The sequence below is a fragment of the Microbispora sp. H10670 genome (assembly GCF_014161385.1).
Lineage (GTDB): Bacteria > Actinomycetota > Actinomycetes > Streptosporangiales > Streptosporangiaceae > Microbispora > Microbispora triticiradicis.
Map to the genome: position 1 here is coordinate 413,049 of NZ_JABBWW010000001.1, position 15,019 is coordinate 428,067.

The following is a 15,019-nucleotide window of genomic DNA, read 5'->3' on the forward strand; positions in this document are numbered from 1 at the left end:
ACCGTACGTGACCTGCGTACACGTGAGATATCGGGGAGAAGACGGTGCGGACACGGAGAATCGTCGCGGTCGCCGGCCTGCTGGCGACACTGACGGCGGGGACGGCGCTGGGGACAGCGGCGGCGGCGAGCACCGCGGCGGGAGCCGTCGCCGAGCGGCCGGGCGAGGTGACACCGGCGGCGATCGACCGGTACGTGCGGTCGTACATGCGGCGGACCGGCCTGCCCGGCGCGATGGTGACGGTCGTCCGCGGCGATCGGGTGCTGTACGCCGCCGGGCACGGGCACGGGCACGGGCACACGGCGGGCGGCGAGGCGATCACCGCGGACACGCCGATGCCGCTCGCCTCGATCTCCAAGTCGTTCACCGCCCTGGCGGTGCTCCGCCTCGCCGACGAGGGCAGGATCGACCTGGACGCCCCGGTGCGGCGGTACCTGCCGGACTTCACGATGGCCGATCCCCGGGCCGGTGCGATCACCGTGCGGCAACTGCTCCAGCAGACCTCGGGCATGAGCGACCGGACCTTTCCCGAACTGACGCTCCCCGCGCCGGACGACCTTGAAAGCGCCGTCGCGATGCTCAGGAACGCCCCGCTCGCCGCGACGCCGGGCACCCGGATGATCTATCACAACCCCAACTACGCGGTCGCCGCGCGGCTGGCCGAGGTGGTGTCCGGGAAGCCGTTCGCCGACTACCTGGCCGCCGCGGTGCTCACCCCGCTCGGCATGACGTCCACCCGGACGGTGAACACGACGAAGGAGTTCCCCGGCGCGGGCGCCGGGTACGTCCGGGCGTACGGCCGGCTGATCGGGCGTACGCATCCGAAGTGGTTCGTCAACGGCTCCTACGGAGTCGTCAGCACCGCCAACGACATGGCCAGATGGCTGATCACGCAGGACGGCGCGGGTCACGTCCTCCCGCCGGGCACCGTCAGGACGGCCCAGGCCCCCTCGGGCGTGGGCGGCAGCACGTACGGCATGGGCTGGTCGGCCGGCCGGACCGGCGGGGGAGCCCCGATGCTGCGGCACACCGGCTGGCTGCTGACGCACAACTCGGCGCAGACGATCCTGCCCGCGAGCGGGTACGGCATCGCCGTCGTCACGAACACCGGCATGGTCTCCGGGGACGACGCGTTGATCATCAGCGACGGCGTCACCGGGATGATCGAGGGCAGGCCGGACACGGACACGGCGCCCTTCACGATGTCGGCGGACTACTGGCTGGCCGCCCTGTCGCTGCTCAACCTCGCGCTCGGTGTGGCGGGGGTGCTGCGCTCCGGCGGCTGGGCGCGTCGCCGTACGGGCGGGCCCGCATGGCGGCCGGCCGCGCGGCTGGTCCCGTACGCGCTGCCTCTCGCGCTCTATCTCGGGCTCGCGGACCTGGCCGGGCTGTTGCTGAACCGGGTGGGCACGCTGGACCAGCTGACGTATGTCTGGCCCGCGCTGTACGTCTGGGCCGCCACCGGGGCGCTGGCCGCCGTCGCCGTCGTGGCCGCCCGCGTCACCCGCACCGTGCTCACCCGCACCGTGCTCGCCCGCCGCGCGCTTCGGTAGCGTCCCCGACATGAGGTCAGACATGATCCGGGTCCTGCTGGCGGACGACGAGGCGCTGATCCGGGCCGGCATCAGGAGCATCCTCGGCACGGCCGGCGACATCGACGTGACCGCCGAGGCGGCCGACGGGCGCGAGGCCGTGGACCTCGCCCTGCGGCACCGCCCGGACATCTGCCTTCTCGACGTGCGGATGCCGCGGCTCGACGGGCTCGGAGCGGCCGCCGAGCTGCGGCGTGTCCTCCCCGAGATCGCGGTCGTGATGCTCACGACGTTCAACGAGGACGAGTACGTGACGAGCGCGCTCGGCTCCGGGGCCTCCGGTTTCCTGCTCAAGTCGGGCGATCCCCGGGAACTCATCGCGGGGGTCCGTGCCGTGGCCGCCGGCGGCGCGTACCTCTCCCCTGCCGTCACCCGCCAGGTGATCGCCCGCCTCCGTACGCGCCCCCACGGCGCGCCGGGGACCGCCCGCGACCGCCTGGACGAGCTGACCGAGCGGGAGCGCGAGGTGCTCGCGCTGGTCGGGGCCGCGCTGTCCAACGCCGAGATCGCCCGGCGGCTGCACCTCGTCGAGGGGACGGTCAAGGGATACGTCAGCCAGATCCTCACCCGCCTCGGCCTGAGGAACCGGGTCCAGGCCGCGATCCTGGCGTACGAGGCGGGTCTCGTGCCCGCCGCACCCGGCGCGCCGGCCGATCGGAGGCCCTGAGCCGTGCGGACGCCCCGACTCCAGGACCTCGCGCTGTGGGCGGCGGTGTGCGTGCCACCGGCCGCGGCGGCGCTGGACCCCGACGGGCGGACCCTGACACCGCTGATCGCGGGTGTCCCGTCGTTCGCCGTCGCGACCGCGCTGGGACGCGCCCGGCCGCTGACCGCGCTCGCCGTACCGGTGGCGCTGACGCTGGCGCTGGACGCGCGGATGCTGACTCCTCTGTACTGGACGTGGGCGGCGCTGGCGCTGTTCGGTTACCTGGCCGGGCGCCGGGCCGAGAGCGGGCGCGCGGCCCTGTGGTTCTTCGCCGCCGTCGCCCTCTCCGGGCTGCCGTTGTCCGCCTTCGTCCTGCGTGACCTGTGGGGCTGGCCCACCCAGCTCCTCACGTTGCTGCTCGCGGTGGTGCTGCCGTGGCTGGCCGGCCGCTGGCATCGCCAGTACGCCGAACTGGTGGACACGGGCTGGCGCCTCGCCGACCGGATGGAGCGTGAACAGCGGGCCGTCGCGGACCGCGCCCGGACCCGGGAGAGAGCCCGCATCGCCGGAGACATGCACGACTCCCTCGGGCACGACCTGACGCTCCTCGCGGTGCGCGCCGGGGTCCTCGAACTGGATCCCGCGCTCGACGCGCGGCAGCGCGACGCCGTACGGGAGCTGCGGGAGGCCGCGGCGGAGGCCACCCACCGGCTCCGGGAGATCATCGGCGTGCTGCGGGAGGACGACTCCCTCGTGCCACCCCGGGAGGAGAGCGTGGAGGGCCTCGTCGAGCGCGCCCGCGACTCGGGCATCCCGGTCGTCGTCGAGCAGACGAGCGACACCGACGGCCTGCCCCCGATGGCGGCGCTCGCCGTCCGCCGCGTGCTCCAGGAAGCCCTGACGAACGCCGCCAGGCACGCCCCTGGCGCGACGGTGCGCGTCCGGCTCGTACGGGACGAGACCGCGTTCGGGGTGCGCGTGGTGAACGACGCCGCCCCGGCGGTGAGCGCGCCCGGACGGGTGCCGCCCGGGGCCGGGCCGGGAGGGTCCGGGCTGGTGGGGCTCGACGAGCGGGTCCGGTTCGCGGGCGGGACCCTGCGCAGCGGTCCGACCCCGGCGGGCGGTTTCGAGGTCCGCGCCGAAGTTCCGATCGCCGGACGTGACGGGAACCCCCTGGTTCCGGAGTCCGAGGAGGGGCGTGCGGGCACCCACGCCGCCGCCGGGGAGCTGGCCCTCGCCCGGCGGCGGGTGCGGCGGCGGCTGGTGGAGGCGGCCGGGGTGCCCGTGGCGGTGCTCGCCGTGATCGCCCTGATCATGATCCCTCTCGGCTTCGTCGGCTCGTCCCTCTCGGTCCTCGACCGGGAGACGTACGAAGGGCTGCGCCTGGGTGCGCCGCGTGACGACGTGCGGTCCGGGCTTCCCGTGTTCACCAGGGACGGGCCGCCGGACGGAGCGCCGGTCCCGCCCGAGGGACAGGACTGCCTGTACTACACGGTGAAGAACGCCGACCGGCTCGCCTACCGGCTGTGCTTCCGCGAAGACCGGCTGGTCTCGAAGGCCGTGGTGCCCTGAGCCGGAAAAAGCCTGAAACGCGTCCGGGTGAGCCGGACATGTGCGGGGCCGACGACCTCCCACAGGAAGGACGGCCGCATGGGCCCCCCGGAACGCAGAAGGCTTTTCGAGGAGATCTACGAGGCGCACTACTCCGACCTCCTGACCTACGTGTGGCGGCGCACCGGCTCGCCCGACGACGCGACATCGACCATCTGCTCGCGGGAACCGCCCCCGCGCCGGGCCCGGGGATGACCAGGGGCGCCCGGGAACTGTTCGAGGAGATCACGTCACACGCGGTGGAGGAGCCCGAGACCGCCGGGGCCGAGCCGGGGCCCGGGCACCCGCGCCGGTGGAGGCGCTGGGGCCTGTCCGTCGTGGCCGCTCTCGTCGCCGCGCTCGGCCTGGCCGGGCCGGGGTTACTCGGCCTGGGCGCGGGCCCGGCCGCCGCCGCGCTCGACATCAGGCAGGAGAACGGCTTCTACGTCGTCATGGTGAGGGACCTCTACGCCGATCCCGAGGTGTACCAGGAACAGCTTCGCGGCCTCGGGCTGAACGTCTCGCTGCGCCTGGTCCCCGCGTCGCCGAGTCTGGTCGGCCGCATCTGGGAGGGCACGGTGCGTACCGGCGGCGAGCGGACCGCGGAGGGGGGACGCCGTAAGGACGCGATCGAGACCATCGACGGCTGCCTCACAGCGGACTTTCCCTGTGCGATCGGCAGCACAGTCGTCCCGACGTACCCGGTCCCCGCATGCGGGGCGACGACTGCGTGAAGGACTCCTCCTGATCGTCCGGATGCCCCGGTCGTCCGTCGTGAGGGAATGCGATGATCACCGTATCGTTCTCGGAGGAGATTCACATGGACGACCGGTTCGACGACGTCGCCGACCTCAACGCATGACCGTCGTACTCCACAGTCCTCCGGACGAAGAGGGCTCCTCTCTGCTGCTCCGGCTCTGGACGGAAGAGGACATCCCTGAACTGATCGACGCCTACCGTGACCCCGTCATGCGCCGCTGGACCAGGTTCCACGTCGACGACGAGCAGGACGCCCGGCGGTGGATCGAGCTCCAATGGAAAGGCTGGCATGACGGTGACCGGCTGAGCTTCGCCGTCGTGGAGCCGGAGCCTGGGCGTGGCCGCTCTCGTCTCGTGGGCAACGTGGTGGTGAAAGGTATCGTCGCTGGTGGAGACTCCGCCGAGGTCGGTTATTGGACCACCCGCGAAGCACGCGGCCGGGGCATCGCCGGCCGGGCTCTCCAGTCGCTCACCACCTGGGCTTTCGACAGGTTCGCCAGGCAGGGCCTGGACTTCCTCAGACTGCTCCACCTGGTGGACAACCACGCGTCGTGCCGCGTGGCGCAGAAGTGCGGCTACGTCCTGGAAGAGGTCGTCCCGGCTCGCCCGCCGTTCCCCAGCGGGGGACACGTGCACGTCAGGCGCGCTCCTCAGGATTCTTCTCAGTGAGATTGACGGGCACCGTCCCGCGTGTGGTTCATCGGGTGACGTCGACCAGGACCTTGCCGACCACGCCGTGCTCCACCGCCCGGTGCGCGTCGGCGGTGCGGTCGAGCGGGAAGCGGACCAGCGGCAGGCCGTGTTCCTCGCCGACCGGCAGGGCGCCGTCGCGGACCGCGGCGGCGACGTCCTCGGCGGCCGCGGCGCGCGCCGCGGCACCGGCCGTGTAGAGCACCAGGAACTGCAGGCGTGTGTTCAGCACCATGTTCTGCGGCACGTTCAGTTCGACCGGTCTGCCACCTTCGTTGGCGTACGTCGAGATCGTGCCTCGCGCGCGCAGCACGGCGAGGTCCAGCGCGAGGTTCGCGCCGAGCGCCACCTCGGCGACGATGTCGACGCCGTCCGGGGCGATCGTACGGATCTCGGCGGCCGGGTCGCCCCCACGGTAGTCGACCACGTGGTGGGCGCCGGCCGCGGTGGCCAGCCGGGCCTTCTCCGGGCCGCTGATCGTGCTGATCACGGTGGCGCCGGCCCATCGGGCGAGCTGGATCACCGCGTGCCCGACCGCTCCGGCCCCGCCCGCGGCGAGCACCACCCTGCCGTCGAGCGCACCCGGCCGCAGGCGGCGCGGTCCGTCCTCGGCGACGGTGAGCGCGCGGTGAGCGGTGAGCGCGGGGACGCCGAGCGCGGCGCCGACGTCGAAACCGGCCTCGTCGGGCAGCGGGACGGCCTGGCCGGCGGGCACGACGGTGAACTCGGCGGCGGTGCCGGTGGGCCGCCCCGCGGCGGCCATGAACAGCCAGACCCGCTGACCGATCCGGCTCCGGTCGACCTCCTCTCCGACGGCGTCGATCACGCCGGCGCCGTCCAGGTGCGGAGTGACCTCCGGGAAGCGCTTGGGGCCGGTGACGCCGGAGCGGGCCTGCAGGTCGGCCGGGTTGACCCCGGACACGGCGACCCGGACGCGAACCTCGCCGCGGCCGGGCGCGGGCAGGTCACGCTCGACGAGCCGGAGTACGCCGGGGCCGCCGTTGTCGCGGTAGACGATCGCCTTCATGATCCCTCCCCTAGCCGAGCGAAAGTTCGCTGGAGCGGGACTCGACCGCGTCGAGGACGGCAAGGGCGGCGGCGTCGAAGGCGATCTCGCCGGCCGCCATGTTGGCCTCCAGGTGGCCGCGGTCGGCGGTGCCGGGGATGAGCAGCACGTTCGGGGCGTGGTGCAGCAGCCAGGCGAGGCCGACCTGGGCGGGCGTGACCCCCAGCGACTCGGCCACGGTGTGGACGACCGGTTCCTCGGCGACCTTGGGCAGACCCGGAAAGGCCCCGCCGAGCGGGAAGAACGGCACCCATGCGATGCCCTCGGCCGCGCACAGCCGCAGCATGTCCTCGTCGTCCCGGGAGACGAGGCTGTAAGCGTTCTGCACGCAGACGATGCCGACCGGCAGCGCGCGGCGCAGGCCGTCGAGGGTCACGCTGCCCAGGCCGATCGCCCCGATCTTGCCCTCGTCGCGCAGGGTGATCATGGCGGCGAGCTGGTCGTCGAGGTCGACCACCTGGTCGCCCTCGGGACGCAGCCCCGGGCCGGAGTCGAGGCGGCGGAGATTGACCACGGGGAGCCGGTCGACGCCGAGGCTCCGCAGGTTGTCCTCGACGCTGGCCCGCAGTTGTTCGGGCCGCTGCGCCATCCGCAACGGCAGGCGCCCGCCCGGGTTGGGGTCGGCGCCGACCTTGGTGACGACGACAACGTCGTCTTCGGGGCGTACGGCTTCGCGGATCACCGCGTTGGCGAAGCCGAAGCCGTAGAACTCGGCGGTGTCGACGTGGTTCACGCCCAGCTCGACCGCCCGGCGCACCAGCGCGACGGCCTCGGCGCGGTGGTCTCCCAACCGGCCGAGCTGGGCCGCGCCGTAGCCCACCCGGGCCACGGTACGGCCGGCGAAGGAAGCAGTAGGAGTGCTCATGAGCACACCGTACAAACAGCAAATGACAGATTTCAATAGTTGTCATCTGTCGAACATGGTTTGACGGCCGTCAGTCCGCTGACGTACGTTCCGCTGCGGGGCCCGGAGGCCTCGTACCAGCTCGACAGGGAGATCCGATGCGCGGAGAGCCACTCGACGCGGAGACGATCGTGTCGGCGACCGAGGAGGTGCTGCGCCGCCACGGTCCGGAGAAGACCACGGTGCTCGACGTCGCGCGGCTGCTGGGGGTGAGCCACGGCAGCGTCTACCGGCACTTCCCGTCCAAGGCGGCGCTGCGCGAGGCCGTGATCCGGCGCTGGCTCGACCGGGTGCGAGACGATCTCGTCGCGGCGGTTCAGGACGCCGGACTGACCCCGCCCAACCGGCTACGCGGCCTGCTCACCGCCATGTTCGCCGTCAAATGGGCGAAGGCGAGGGAGGACCCGGAACTGTTCGCCACCTTCCGGGTGCTGGCGGCGGAGCACAGCGCCGGGTCCCGGTCCCATCTCGCGTTCCTGCTCGACCAGATCCGCGCCGTCGTCGCCGACGGGGTGGCCGGCGGCGACTTCGCGCCCTGCGATCCGGAGGCGACCGCGCGAGCCGTCTTCAACGCGAGCACCCGGTTTCTCGATCCGAGGCACGCCGCGGAGTGGCAGTCCCCCGAGATCGAGGCGGAGGCCGCGAGTGTCGTCTCGCTCATCCTCGACGGCATCCGGGCACGGTGACGGCCGTCAGGTCAGGACGTCGCCGACGAGGCGATGAGGTCGTCCTGGTTGTCGGCGGCCCACTGCGCCAGTTGTGCGAGGGGGCCGTTCGCGAACGACTCACCCAGCGGGGAGAGCCGGTAGACCGCGCCTGCCTGGCCGGCGCCACCGCTTCTCACGATGAGTCCGCGCGCCCGCAGACGTCGCAGGGCCTGGGTCAGGACCTTGTCGCTGACTCCCGCGATACGCGTGAGCAGTTCCTTCCGTCGCGTCGGCCCGAGGCGTAGGGCTGAGAGCACGACGGGATCCCAGGCGTGGCTGATGAGCTCGGCCGCGGCGCGTACCTGGCAGTCGGAGACGAACGTCTGACAGGACCCCTCGATCACTGATCCAGTCTCGCATCGGTCGCCTACCAGATGGTAGGAGCCTCGTTCGTAGCGTTCCCCGGGAAGCCCCTTCGAGACAGAGGAGATCGCTGTGAATCTGGGGATCTTGGGCACCGGGAACCTCGCCGTGACGCTCGGCCGAGCCTGGGCCGCGGCCGGGCATTCGCTGCTGGTGGCAGGGCGCGACCCGGCGCACGCCCGCAGGGCGGCCGACCGGATCGGCCCCGCGGCGGAGGCCGCCGACCCCGCCGGCCTCGCGGCCCGGGTCGATGCGCTCGTGATCGCGATCGCCTGGGAAGGGCTGGAGGCCGCGGTGTCCCTCGTCGGCGGCCCCAAAGGGGCGTTGACCGGCATGACCGTGATCGACTGCACCAACCCGGTCGACTACGCGACCGGTGAACTGAAGCCGGCGTCCGGCTCGGCGGCGGCACTCGTGGCTCGGGCGGCTCCCGGTGCGCTCGTGGTGAAGGCGCTCCACCTGTTCGCCGGAGCTTCGTGGCCGTACGTGGGTCCGCGGGAGTCGGCGCCGGTCGTGGCGATCTGCGGCGACGAGCCGGAAGCCCTCGACCGCGCCGGGGCACTGATCGGAGATCTCGGCGGACGGGCCGCGGTGGTCGGCGGGCTGGGCAGCGCCCGGCAGTTGGAGGAGGCCGCCGGATTCCTGATGAGGGTCGTCGCAGCGGGCCACAACCCGAGGCTCGCCGTTCCCGACGTGGACCCGGCGCTCCTCCGAGCCTCTGGGTCGTGATCGCGACTCCCTGAGCTTGAGCGAATACTGTGAGCGCTGTTAGCTTCACCCGGTGGACGACATGCCTGCACGGGCGAAGGCGATCGAGGACTTCGCGGCGGCACTGCGAGAACTCCGCAAATCGGTCGGCAACCCACCTTTCCGAGAAATGTCCGGCCGGTCGGGGGCGATCTCACACACGACGTTGCACGAGGCGACGAAGGGCAACCGGCTCCCCAGTTGGGAGACCACCGTCGAGTTCGTCAAGGCGTGCGGCGCGGACCCGGCCGCGTACCGCGAACGCTGGGAGAGGGCGAACCTGGCGGTCAGATCGGCGGGCGCCGGACTCGAAGCCTCCGCCGCGGACGTCGCGGAAGGCCATAGCGCGCCCAGCGCTCCCGAGTCGCGAACCTCACGGCCGGGCGGTGAGATCGCGGGCGACGTCCGGCCGGTCCCCTCCGCGCCAGAGGACCGAGGACGGCCCCGGCGGATCCGCCCGGCCGCGCTCGCGGTAGCGGCTGTCGGTGTGGTGACAGCGGTCCTCATCGCGGTCGCCGTCAGTCGTGGCTCCGGGGCCGACGGGCACAGCTCGAACCCGTCCGGGAGCCCGTCGAACTCCGGGTTGTCGGCGGCCGACTGCCCGATACACGCCACCAGCCCGCCGTGGAGCCCGCCCGCGCACGAGGGTGATTCGGCGAAGTTCATCGGGGACATCACGCTCACCGACTGCACGCGCGTCGGCCCCCGCCAGACCGTGACCAAGGTGTGGCGGCTCAAGAACGCCGGGACGGTGCCGTGGAAGGGATATTCGTTGCATCGCCTCGACCTCCCGCAGCGACCTGATCAATGCCAGACCGTCTCCGACGTACCGATCAAGGACACACGACCCGGAGAGACGGTCGACATCCGGACCGAGATCACCACGCCGAGCAAGCCGGGCCTGTGCTACGTGCGGTTCAAGATGATGGAGGGTTCGGGACGGGTCGCGTTCCCCGGAGGCCGGCCGCTCAACTTCCAGGTCATCGTCGGCTGACGCCTGTTCCCCGCCGTACGCGGCACGGCGGGGAACAGGGGCGGACGGTCTCCGGGGGTTCAGCTGAGAACGATCCCCTTGTAGTAGTACCTGAGGATCCTGGCGTAGCTCCAGCCCGCCTCGGCCTTGTCGCGGGAGCCGTTCTGCGACATCCAGTCGCCGGTGACCCAATGGCCGCACGCCGTCGTCGTGGAGCAGTACTGGGCCTTGAAGATCTTCCCGTCGCGCGTCATCCGGATGCCCCACGTGGCGTCCACCGCGGCGTTCGTCGCCGCCGTCGCGGAGCCGGGCTTGTACATCTGGCTGGACGTGTGGTCGGTGACGTCGTAGCACTGGCCGCTCGGCGTCCTGCTCGCCGACCTCAGCGCCCAGTACCAGCCGAAGTTCTTGACGGCGATCGCCCCGGCCTTGAGGGACTCCTTCGGCCAGTGCGACCGCCACTCGTTGGGCAGGACGTTCTTGATGTAGGTCTTGAACTCCACCCGGTCCACGCGGTCGAGGGATTTCCGGTAGACGAGGATCGTCGTCGGCAGCCGGCTGTGCGTGCCGTCGGTCTTGCACCCGGTCGGCGGTGCGGAGCTCAGGAACCGGTGGGAGGCGTTCTGGTTCTTCAGGCCGGGCTTGAGGTTGCCCTTGGCGCCGGGAGCGAAGTCCTGGTAGACGCTGCCACCGTAGCTGCTGTTGAAGTAGACGCGGACGGTCTTGCCGCTGCGGTTCCAGACCGACGCGGCGGCGTTCTTGACGCACTTGCCCTTACCTGCGCCGGGTCCCTTGAAGTCGAAGCAGGAGGGCTGCCGGGTGCCGTAGTCGGCGACGGACCCGGTGAAGTCCGACAGCGACCCCTTGGTGCCGCTGTTGAAGTAGTAACAGAACTCGCCGGTCTCGCACACCCCGTTGCGGGTGGCCGCCGAGGCGGGCGAGGCGGTGGCCAGCACCGCCCCGCCGAGCACCGCCGCGGCGGCCGTCGCGGCCAGGGGCGAGATCAGCCGTGCATTTCGTGGAGACACAGTTGCCTTCCTCCTCATCAGAGGTCCCGGTGCTTCATCAGGGGTGCGGCGCGCTAGCGGACGTTGTAGCCCTGGGAGACCCAGAACGAGTTCGGGTTCGGGTTGCTCAGAGTCGAGTCGCCGACGCTCTTGGCGGCCCGCGTCTGCCGTCCGGGGCGCATCTCGACGTGGGTGTGCGCTTTGTTCTTGGACGACACCCCGTGCCACGCCTCTTCCGCGATGACCTGGCCGCGGGAGATCTGCTGGCCCACCCGCAGCGAGGACAGCGGAGCGGAGTGCAGGTAGATGATCGTCTTGTTCAGCGAGGCGTTGTAGACGGCGATCGTGGAGAGCCCCGAGCCGCCGTTGCGCCCGTGCACGACGTTGATGATCTGACCACTCGTCAGCGCGTGGACAGCCGAACCGACCCTGCGGGTGATGTCGATGCCCTCGTGCCGGCCGGAGGTGTGGACGTAACCGTCGAAGCCGCAGCTGATATAGCCGCCGCCGGCCTTGTACAGCGCGTACGACATGTTGACGCGCACCGATGACGACGGGCCGAACTGGTGGGAGGCGTTCTGGTTCTTCAGGCCGGGCTTGAGGTTGCCCTTGGCGCCGGGCGCGAAGTCCTGGTAGACGCTGCCGCCGTAGCTGCTGTTGAAGTAGACGCGGACGGTCTTGCCGCTGCGGTTCCAGACCGACGCGGCGGCGTTCTTGACGCACTTGCCCTTACCTGCGCCGGGTCCCTTGAAGTCGAAGCAGGAGGGCTGCCGGGTGCCGTAGTCAGGGACGGACCCGGTGAAGTCCGACAGCGACCCCTTGGTGCCGCTGTTGAAGTAGTAACAGAACTCGCCGGTCTCGCACACCCCGTTGCGGGTGGCCGCTGAGGCGGGCGAGGCGGTGGCCAGCACCGCCCCGCCGAGCACCGTCGCGGCGGCCGCCGTGGTGAGGATCCTGTTGAGCGTTCCCATGGTGTTCTCCTTCGTTGTCCGTGCAGCCTGGGTTTCGGATGGTCAGCGGCGCCGGTACTCCTCCCAGGTGCGGATGGTCACCTTCGGGCCGTCGTCCGGGCCACGGCCGGCGAGCCCGTTCAGGCCGAGGTAGTAGTCACCGATCTGGTGCTGGGCCTGGCTGGAGAGGTCGGTGTCGTTGATGGCGGCGGCGTGGATGTGCCACGGCCAGTCAGCTTGATCGGGGTTACGCACCCAGGCGGCGAAGCCGACACGTCGCAACGCGCGGACGACGGCGGTGCGGGTGGCGGAACCCATCCCCTCGACCGAGATGTCGACGACGCCGCCGCCGTCGTGGGTGCCCGCGGACGTGGGGTCGCCGCCGCGGTTGTACGACCCCTGCAACAGCACGAGGTCGCGGCCGAGCAGCCGCTCCGCCTCGGCCAGCATGCGCCGCGTGCGGGCGTCGACGACGACGCCGACGGACACCCGAGCGCCCGGCCCGATGGTGCGGGTGACCGTGAAACGACCGGCTCCGAGCCTGGTGAGCGACGCCTTTCCCGGAAGTCCGTTGGCGGCGAGACCAGTGAGGCCGAGCGACCTCTGGAACTTCGTGAAGGCGACGACCGTCGTTGCGCCGAAGTAACCGTCCACCCACTTCGCGTCGAGCAGGTGCCGGTCGCGCAGCGCCCGCTCGACAAGGAGCACGCCGGCCTTGGCGCCCGGGGTCGGCCTGTCGTCGGACCGCCGCGGGTCGATCTGGGCCGCCTTGACCGTGGCCTCCATGTCCACCCTCGGAAGGGCCCTGACGTCGGCCGCCTGTGCCGCCGGCATCCCGGACGCTCCGGTCAGGCAAGCGAGCAGGGGGGCCGCGAGGGCGGCGGCGCATGGCGGCAGCTTCATCGTTTCTCCTGGTGGCGAGCGCCGGCAGGTGAGTCCTGCGGCGGGATCCACGGTTCCGGATCGCTCGCGCTGTCCACAACGAGATCGTGTTGTCAGCCTGTTCGACAGGCTCGCCGTACAGGCGTCCGCGCCGCCTGACAGGTGATTACGTGACGAGCGAGACGCCCGGGCGCCTCGAAGCGAGCGGCGACGGACGCCATTTCGAGCCCGGAGAACACTGAGGCCCGTTTCCAGGTGATCCTGGTAACGGGCCTTCTGTGATGTGCGCGGCCGAGAGGACTCGAACCCCTGACCTTCTGATCATTAGGGCTCAACGGGCCGGTAGCCCCGCACATAGTCGACCACGAACTCCTTGGGGTACGGCCCTACCCGTTCGGGCCCCTCCGCGTCGGGGAACTCGTAGATCCCGAGCATGAGCTGCATCGGATAGTCCGGGGACTGCCGGACGGTCTTGACGTGCCGGCCGTCCACGAAGAACGTCACCCGCTCCGGAGTCCACTCGGCCGCGTACACGTGGAACTCGCGTACGTCGATGGGGAGGACCTCGGCCGCGAACTCGTCGGTGATCGCGGGGTCGCCGAACGGGTGGACGCCCATACCGACGGCCGCTGCCTCCGGTCGTACGTCACGCCCGAAGATCTCGCAGACGCAGATCTCCGCGGACCGCTCGGGCGCGTCCTCGAAGCCGATCATCCACAGTGCGACCATGGCACGCGGGTCGTCGGCGGCCCTGGCGCGCATCTCGATCAGCCCGTAGTGCGGGGTGTAGAGCCGCACCTCGTCCTGCGCCTCCCGCACGACGGCCCGGCCCCGCCCATGCTGGCCGACGCCGCTGCCCACAGGTCCGGAGAACACGCCCGTCTGCAGCGAGGACACGCGCATCCGGCCCTCCGTCTCGGGCGACCACGGCGGCTGATCCTCCTCGATCAGCAGGCGCAGGCACCCGTCGCCCATCCGATGCCGGGCGGCCGAGGCGGCACGCGTCGTCCACTGGGGCAGGTAACGCGGGATCCAGCGATGCTCGTCGAGCGTGTCTCCGTCGAAGGTGTCCTCGAACTCCAGCACATAGCCGACCTTCGTCACCGGGTCCGGCGCGTGCGTTCTGTCCACGGCTTCGCTCATACGGCAATCCTGGCGCGACCAGGACACCTGAGCGAATTCGTCGTTCTACGTCCGATCAGCGAGCGTCCAACGCCGTTCCCCACGGACGGGATACTCGCCAGGACGAAGAAGACGACATGCGGAAGATCTTGTCTACGGCGATGGCCTACTGAGCCCTCGCCCTGGCCGCTTTTCGAGCAGCTGTAATCCGTTGTTACGCGGCGATCAGGCACTGGGTCGCCCGCGCACCCCAAGAGGTCCTCCAACACCTCGGGGCCCGGCGAGATCCACGGACCGGTGAATTCCGCCCCGGCCGGCCGCATGCCGAGGAGGCGCGCCCCGGGCCCGGCGAGCTGGTGCGAGGCCGCCTGGGCTCTCGCCGCGATATGGGGCACCGGCCTTTCGGCCAGGCCTTTCCCAGTGCCCATTGCCGGGAAGTAAGGGGATAAGTCAAGATCGATGGGTGATCCGCTGTGGCATGCGCCCCGGTCCACCATCGGAGGGTAGACAAGTGATTAGGTCTGTTACGAAGGTCGTCGCCGTGACGGCCTTGGCCGTCGGCGTTCTCGCGGCCAACCCGGCATACACGGCGTACGCGGCCTCCGCCCCCTACACCCCCGAGGGCGTCTGCGGGGCGGGGTTCGCCCGGGTGAAGGACGGCTCCCGTCCCCTCAAGTCCGGACGTGACACCTTCGGCTATGTCTACCTCATGTACAACCGCAGGACCGGTTACAACTGCGTGGTCAGCATCAAGACCGCCTTCTACCGGACCGCCACCTACACCACCGCCACCCTGACGGTGAAGGGCAGCAAGCCGAAGACCGACGCGGGCAAATTCAAGTACTACGCCGGGCCGGTCAAGGTGAAGGCGCGCGGCAAGTGCGTCTCGTATTGGGGCAGCACCCGAGACACCCGGCTGGACTTCGCCGAGGCGACCGGTGGCCGCAAGACCTTTGGCAACTGCGGGTAGCGAAGCCCCAAGCACCGAGGCCACCCAGTCCAGCACGGAGAAGGCCGAGCT

At 71.1% G+C, this 15,019-nt stretch carries 17 protein-coding genes; 10 read left to right on the top strand and 7 right to left on the bottom strand.

Annotated elements, in window-relative coordinates; genetic code table 11:
* Nucleotides 1-44 precede the first annotated feature (44 nt).
* The 6 genes from HHX33_RS01950 to HHX33_RS01975 all read left to right on the top strand — a co-directional run bounded on the left by HHX33_RS01950 (nucleotide 45) and on the right by HHX33_RS01975 (nucleotide 5,256).
* Nucleotides 45-1,553, top strand: coding sequence for a serine hydrolase domain-containing protein (locus tag HHX33_RS01950; protein WP_182873024.1), 1,509 nt, complete (start codon nucleotides 45-47; stop codon nucleotides 1,551-1,553).
* Nucleotides 1,554-1,575: 22 nt separating this feature from the next.
* Nucleotides 1,576-2,259, top strand: coding sequence for a response regulator (locus HHX33_RS01955; RefSeq protein WP_182873302.1), 684 nt, complete (start codon nucleotides 1,576-1,578; stop codon nucleotides 2,257-2,259).
* A 3-nt stretch (nucleotides 2,260-2,262) separates the two neighbouring features.
* Nucleotides 2,263-3,810, top strand: coding sequence for a sensor histidine kinase (locus HHX33_RS01960; protein WP_182873025.1), 1,548 nt, complete (start codon nucleotides 2,263-2,265; stop codon nucleotides 3,808-3,810).
* A 78-nt stretch (nucleotides 3,811-3,888) separates the two neighbouring features.
* Nucleotides 3,889-4,044 (top strand): hypothetical protein, encoded by a 156-nt coding sequence (locus HHX33_RS01965; protein WP_182873026.1) that lies wholly within the window; start codon nucleotides 3,889-3,891, stop codon nucleotides 4,042-4,044.
* Nucleotides 4,041-4,562, top strand: a complete 522-nt coding sequence (locus tag HHX33_RS01970) for a hypothetical protein (protein WP_182873027.1) — start codon at nucleotides 4,041-4,043, stop codon at nucleotides 4,560-4,562. Before HHX33_RS01965 ends, HHX33_RS01970 begins: the two co-directional genes overlap by 4 nt.
* A gap of 124 nt (nucleotides 4,563-4,686) precedes the next feature.
* Nucleotides 4,687-5,256: a GNAT family N-acetyltransferase gene (locus tag HHX33_RS01975; protein ID WP_182873028.1), complete on the top strand. Its 570-nt coding sequence runs from the start codon at nucleotides 4,687-4,689 to the stop codon at nucleotides 5,254-5,256.
* Nucleotides 5,257-5,284: 28 nt separating this feature from the next.
* On the opposite strand, the gene HHX33_RS01980 is transcribed toward HHX33_RS01975, so the two are convergent.
* Both HHX33_RS01980 and HHX33_RS01985 read right to left on the bottom strand, forming a co-directional pair.
* The gene (locus tag HHX33_RS01980; RefSeq protein WP_182873029.1) at nucleotides 5,285-6,304 is read right to left on the bottom strand and encodes an NADPH:quinone reductase; all 1,020 of its coding nucleotides are present in this window, start codon (nucleotides 6,302-6,304) and stop codon (nucleotides 5,285-5,287) included.
* A gap of 10 nt (nucleotides 6,305-6,314) precedes the next feature.
* On the bottom strand, nucleotides 6,315-7,208 hold the full coding sequence (locus HHX33_RS01985; RefSeq protein WP_182873030.1) for an aldo/keto reductase: 894 nt from the start codon (nucleotides 7,206-7,208) through the stop codon (nucleotides 6,315-6,317).
* Between the two features lie 137 nt (nucleotides 7,209-7,345).
* Here HHX33_RS01985 and HHX33_RS01990 point away from each other — a divergent pair, with 137 nt between their 5' ends.
* Entirely contained in the window at nucleotides 7,346-7,933 is a 588-nt protein-coding gene (locus HHX33_RS01990) for a TetR family transcriptional regulator (RefSeq protein WP_182873031.1), read from the top strand.
* 11 nt (nucleotides 7,934-7,944) lie between these two features.
* On the opposite strand, the gene HHX33_RS37010 is transcribed toward HHX33_RS01990, so the two are convergent.
* Entirely contained in the window at nucleotides 7,945-8,298 is a 354-nt protein-coding gene (locus tag HHX33_RS37010; protein ID WP_182873032.1) for a winged helix-turn-helix transcriptional regulator, read from the bottom strand.
* A 91-nt stretch (nucleotides 8,299-8,389) separates the two neighbouring features.
* Here HHX33_RS37010 and HHX33_RS02000 point away from each other — a divergent pair, with 91 nt between their 5' ends.
* Together HHX33_RS02000 and HHX33_RS02005 are read left to right on the top strand one after the other, a co-directional pair.
* Nucleotides 8,390-9,046, top strand: a complete 657-nt coding sequence (locus HHX33_RS02000) for an NADPH-dependent F420 reductase (RefSeq protein WP_220501376.1) — start codon at nucleotides 8,390-8,392, stop codon at nucleotides 9,044-9,046.
* Nucleotides 9,047-9,107: 61 nt separating this feature from the next.
* Nucleotides 9,108-10,058: an NBR1-Ig-like domain-containing protein gene (locus HHX33_RS02005; RefSeq protein ID WP_259402092.1), complete on the top strand. Its 951-nt coding sequence runs from the start codon at nucleotides 9,108-9,110 to the stop codon at nucleotides 10,056-10,058.
* 59 nt (nucleotides 10,059-10,117) lie between these two features.
* On the opposite strand, the gene HHX33_RS02010 is transcribed toward HHX33_RS02005, so the two are convergent.
* From HHX33_RS02010 to HHX33_RS02025, 4 genes are all read right to left on the bottom strand, one after another.
* Entirely contained in the window at nucleotides 10,118-11,065 is a 948-nt protein-coding gene (locus HHX33_RS02010; RefSeq protein WP_220501377.1) for a SpoIID/LytB domain-containing protein, read from the bottom strand.
* Nucleotides 11,066-11,118: 53 nt separating this feature from the next.
* A complete protein-coding gene (locus HHX33_RS02015; protein ID WP_182873035.1) occupies nucleotides 11,119-12,015 on the bottom strand; it encodes a peptidase inhibitor family I36 protein in 897 nt (298 codons plus the stop codon).
* A 42-nt stretch (nucleotides 12,016-12,057) separates the two neighbouring features.
* A complete protein-coding gene (locus HHX33_RS02020; RefSeq protein ID WP_182873036.1) occupies nucleotides 12,058-12,897 on the bottom strand; it encodes a peptidoglycan-binding protein in 840 nt (279 codons plus the stop codon).
* A gap of 303 nt (nucleotides 12,898-13,200) precedes the next feature.
* Entirely contained in the window at nucleotides 13,201-14,019 is an 819-nt protein-coding gene (locus HHX33_RS02025; protein ID WP_182873037.1) for a glycoside hydrolase family 16 protein, read from the bottom strand.
* Nucleotides 14,020-14,539: 520 nt separating this feature from the next.
* Between HHX33_RS02025 and HHX33_RS02030 the strand changes: the two genes are divergently transcribed.
* The gene (locus tag HHX33_RS02030; RefSeq protein WP_182873038.1) at nucleotides 14,540-14,968 is read left to right on the top strand and encodes a hypothetical protein; all 429 of its coding nucleotides are present in this window, start codon (nucleotides 14,540-14,542) and stop codon (nucleotides 14,966-14,968) included.
* Nucleotides 14,969-15,019 lie beyond the last annotated feature (51 nt).

Excerpts from the sequence above, each read along its gene's own strand:
- HHX33_RS01985 (WP_182873030.1), bottom strand. The coding sequence starts at position 7,208 with ATGAGCACTCCTACTGCTTCCTTCGCCGGCCGTACCGTGGCCCGGGTG.
- HHX33_RS02015 (WP_182873035.1), bottom strand. The coding sequence starts at position 12,015 with ATGGGAACGCTCAACAGGATCCTCACCACGGCGGCCGCCGCGACGGTG.
- HHX33_RS01970 (WP_182873027.1), top strand. The coding sequence starts at position 4,041 with ATGACCAGGGGCGCCCGGGAACTGTTCGAGGAGATCACGTCACACGCG.
- HHX33_RS02025 (WP_182873037.1), bottom strand. The coding sequence starts at position 14,019 with ATGAGCGAAGCCGTGGACAGAACGCACGCGCCGGACCCGGTGACGAAG.
- HHX33_RS01955 (WP_182873302.1), top strand. The coding sequence starts at position 1,576 with ATGATCCGGGTCCTGCTGGCGGACGACGAGGCGCTGATCCGGGCCGGC.
- HHX33_RS01975 (WP_182873028.1), top strand. The coding sequence starts at position 4,687 with ATGACCGTCGTACTCCACAGTCCTCCGGACGAAGAGGGCTCCTCTCTG.
- HHX33_RS02005 (WP_259402092.1), top strand. The coding sequence starts at position 9,108 with ATGCCTGCACGGGCGAAGGCGATCGAGGACTTCGCGGCGGCACTGCGA.
- HHX33_RS01980 (WP_182873029.1), bottom strand. The coding sequence starts at position 6,304 with ATGAAGGCGATCGTCTACCGCGACAACGGCGGCCCCGGCGTACTCCGG.
- HHX33_RS02020 (WP_182873036.1), bottom strand. The coding sequence starts at position 12,897 with ATGAAGCTGCCGCCATGCGCCGCCGCCCTCGCGGCCCCCCTGCTCGCT.
- HHX33_RS01965 (WP_182873026.1), top strand. The coding sequence starts at position 3,889 with ATGGGCCCCCCGGAACGCAGAAGGCTTTTCGAGGAGATCTACGAGGCG.
- HHX33_RS01990 (WP_182873031.1), top strand. The coding sequence starts at position 7,346 with ATGCGCGGAGAGCCACTCGACGCGGAGACGATCGTGTCGGCGACCGAG.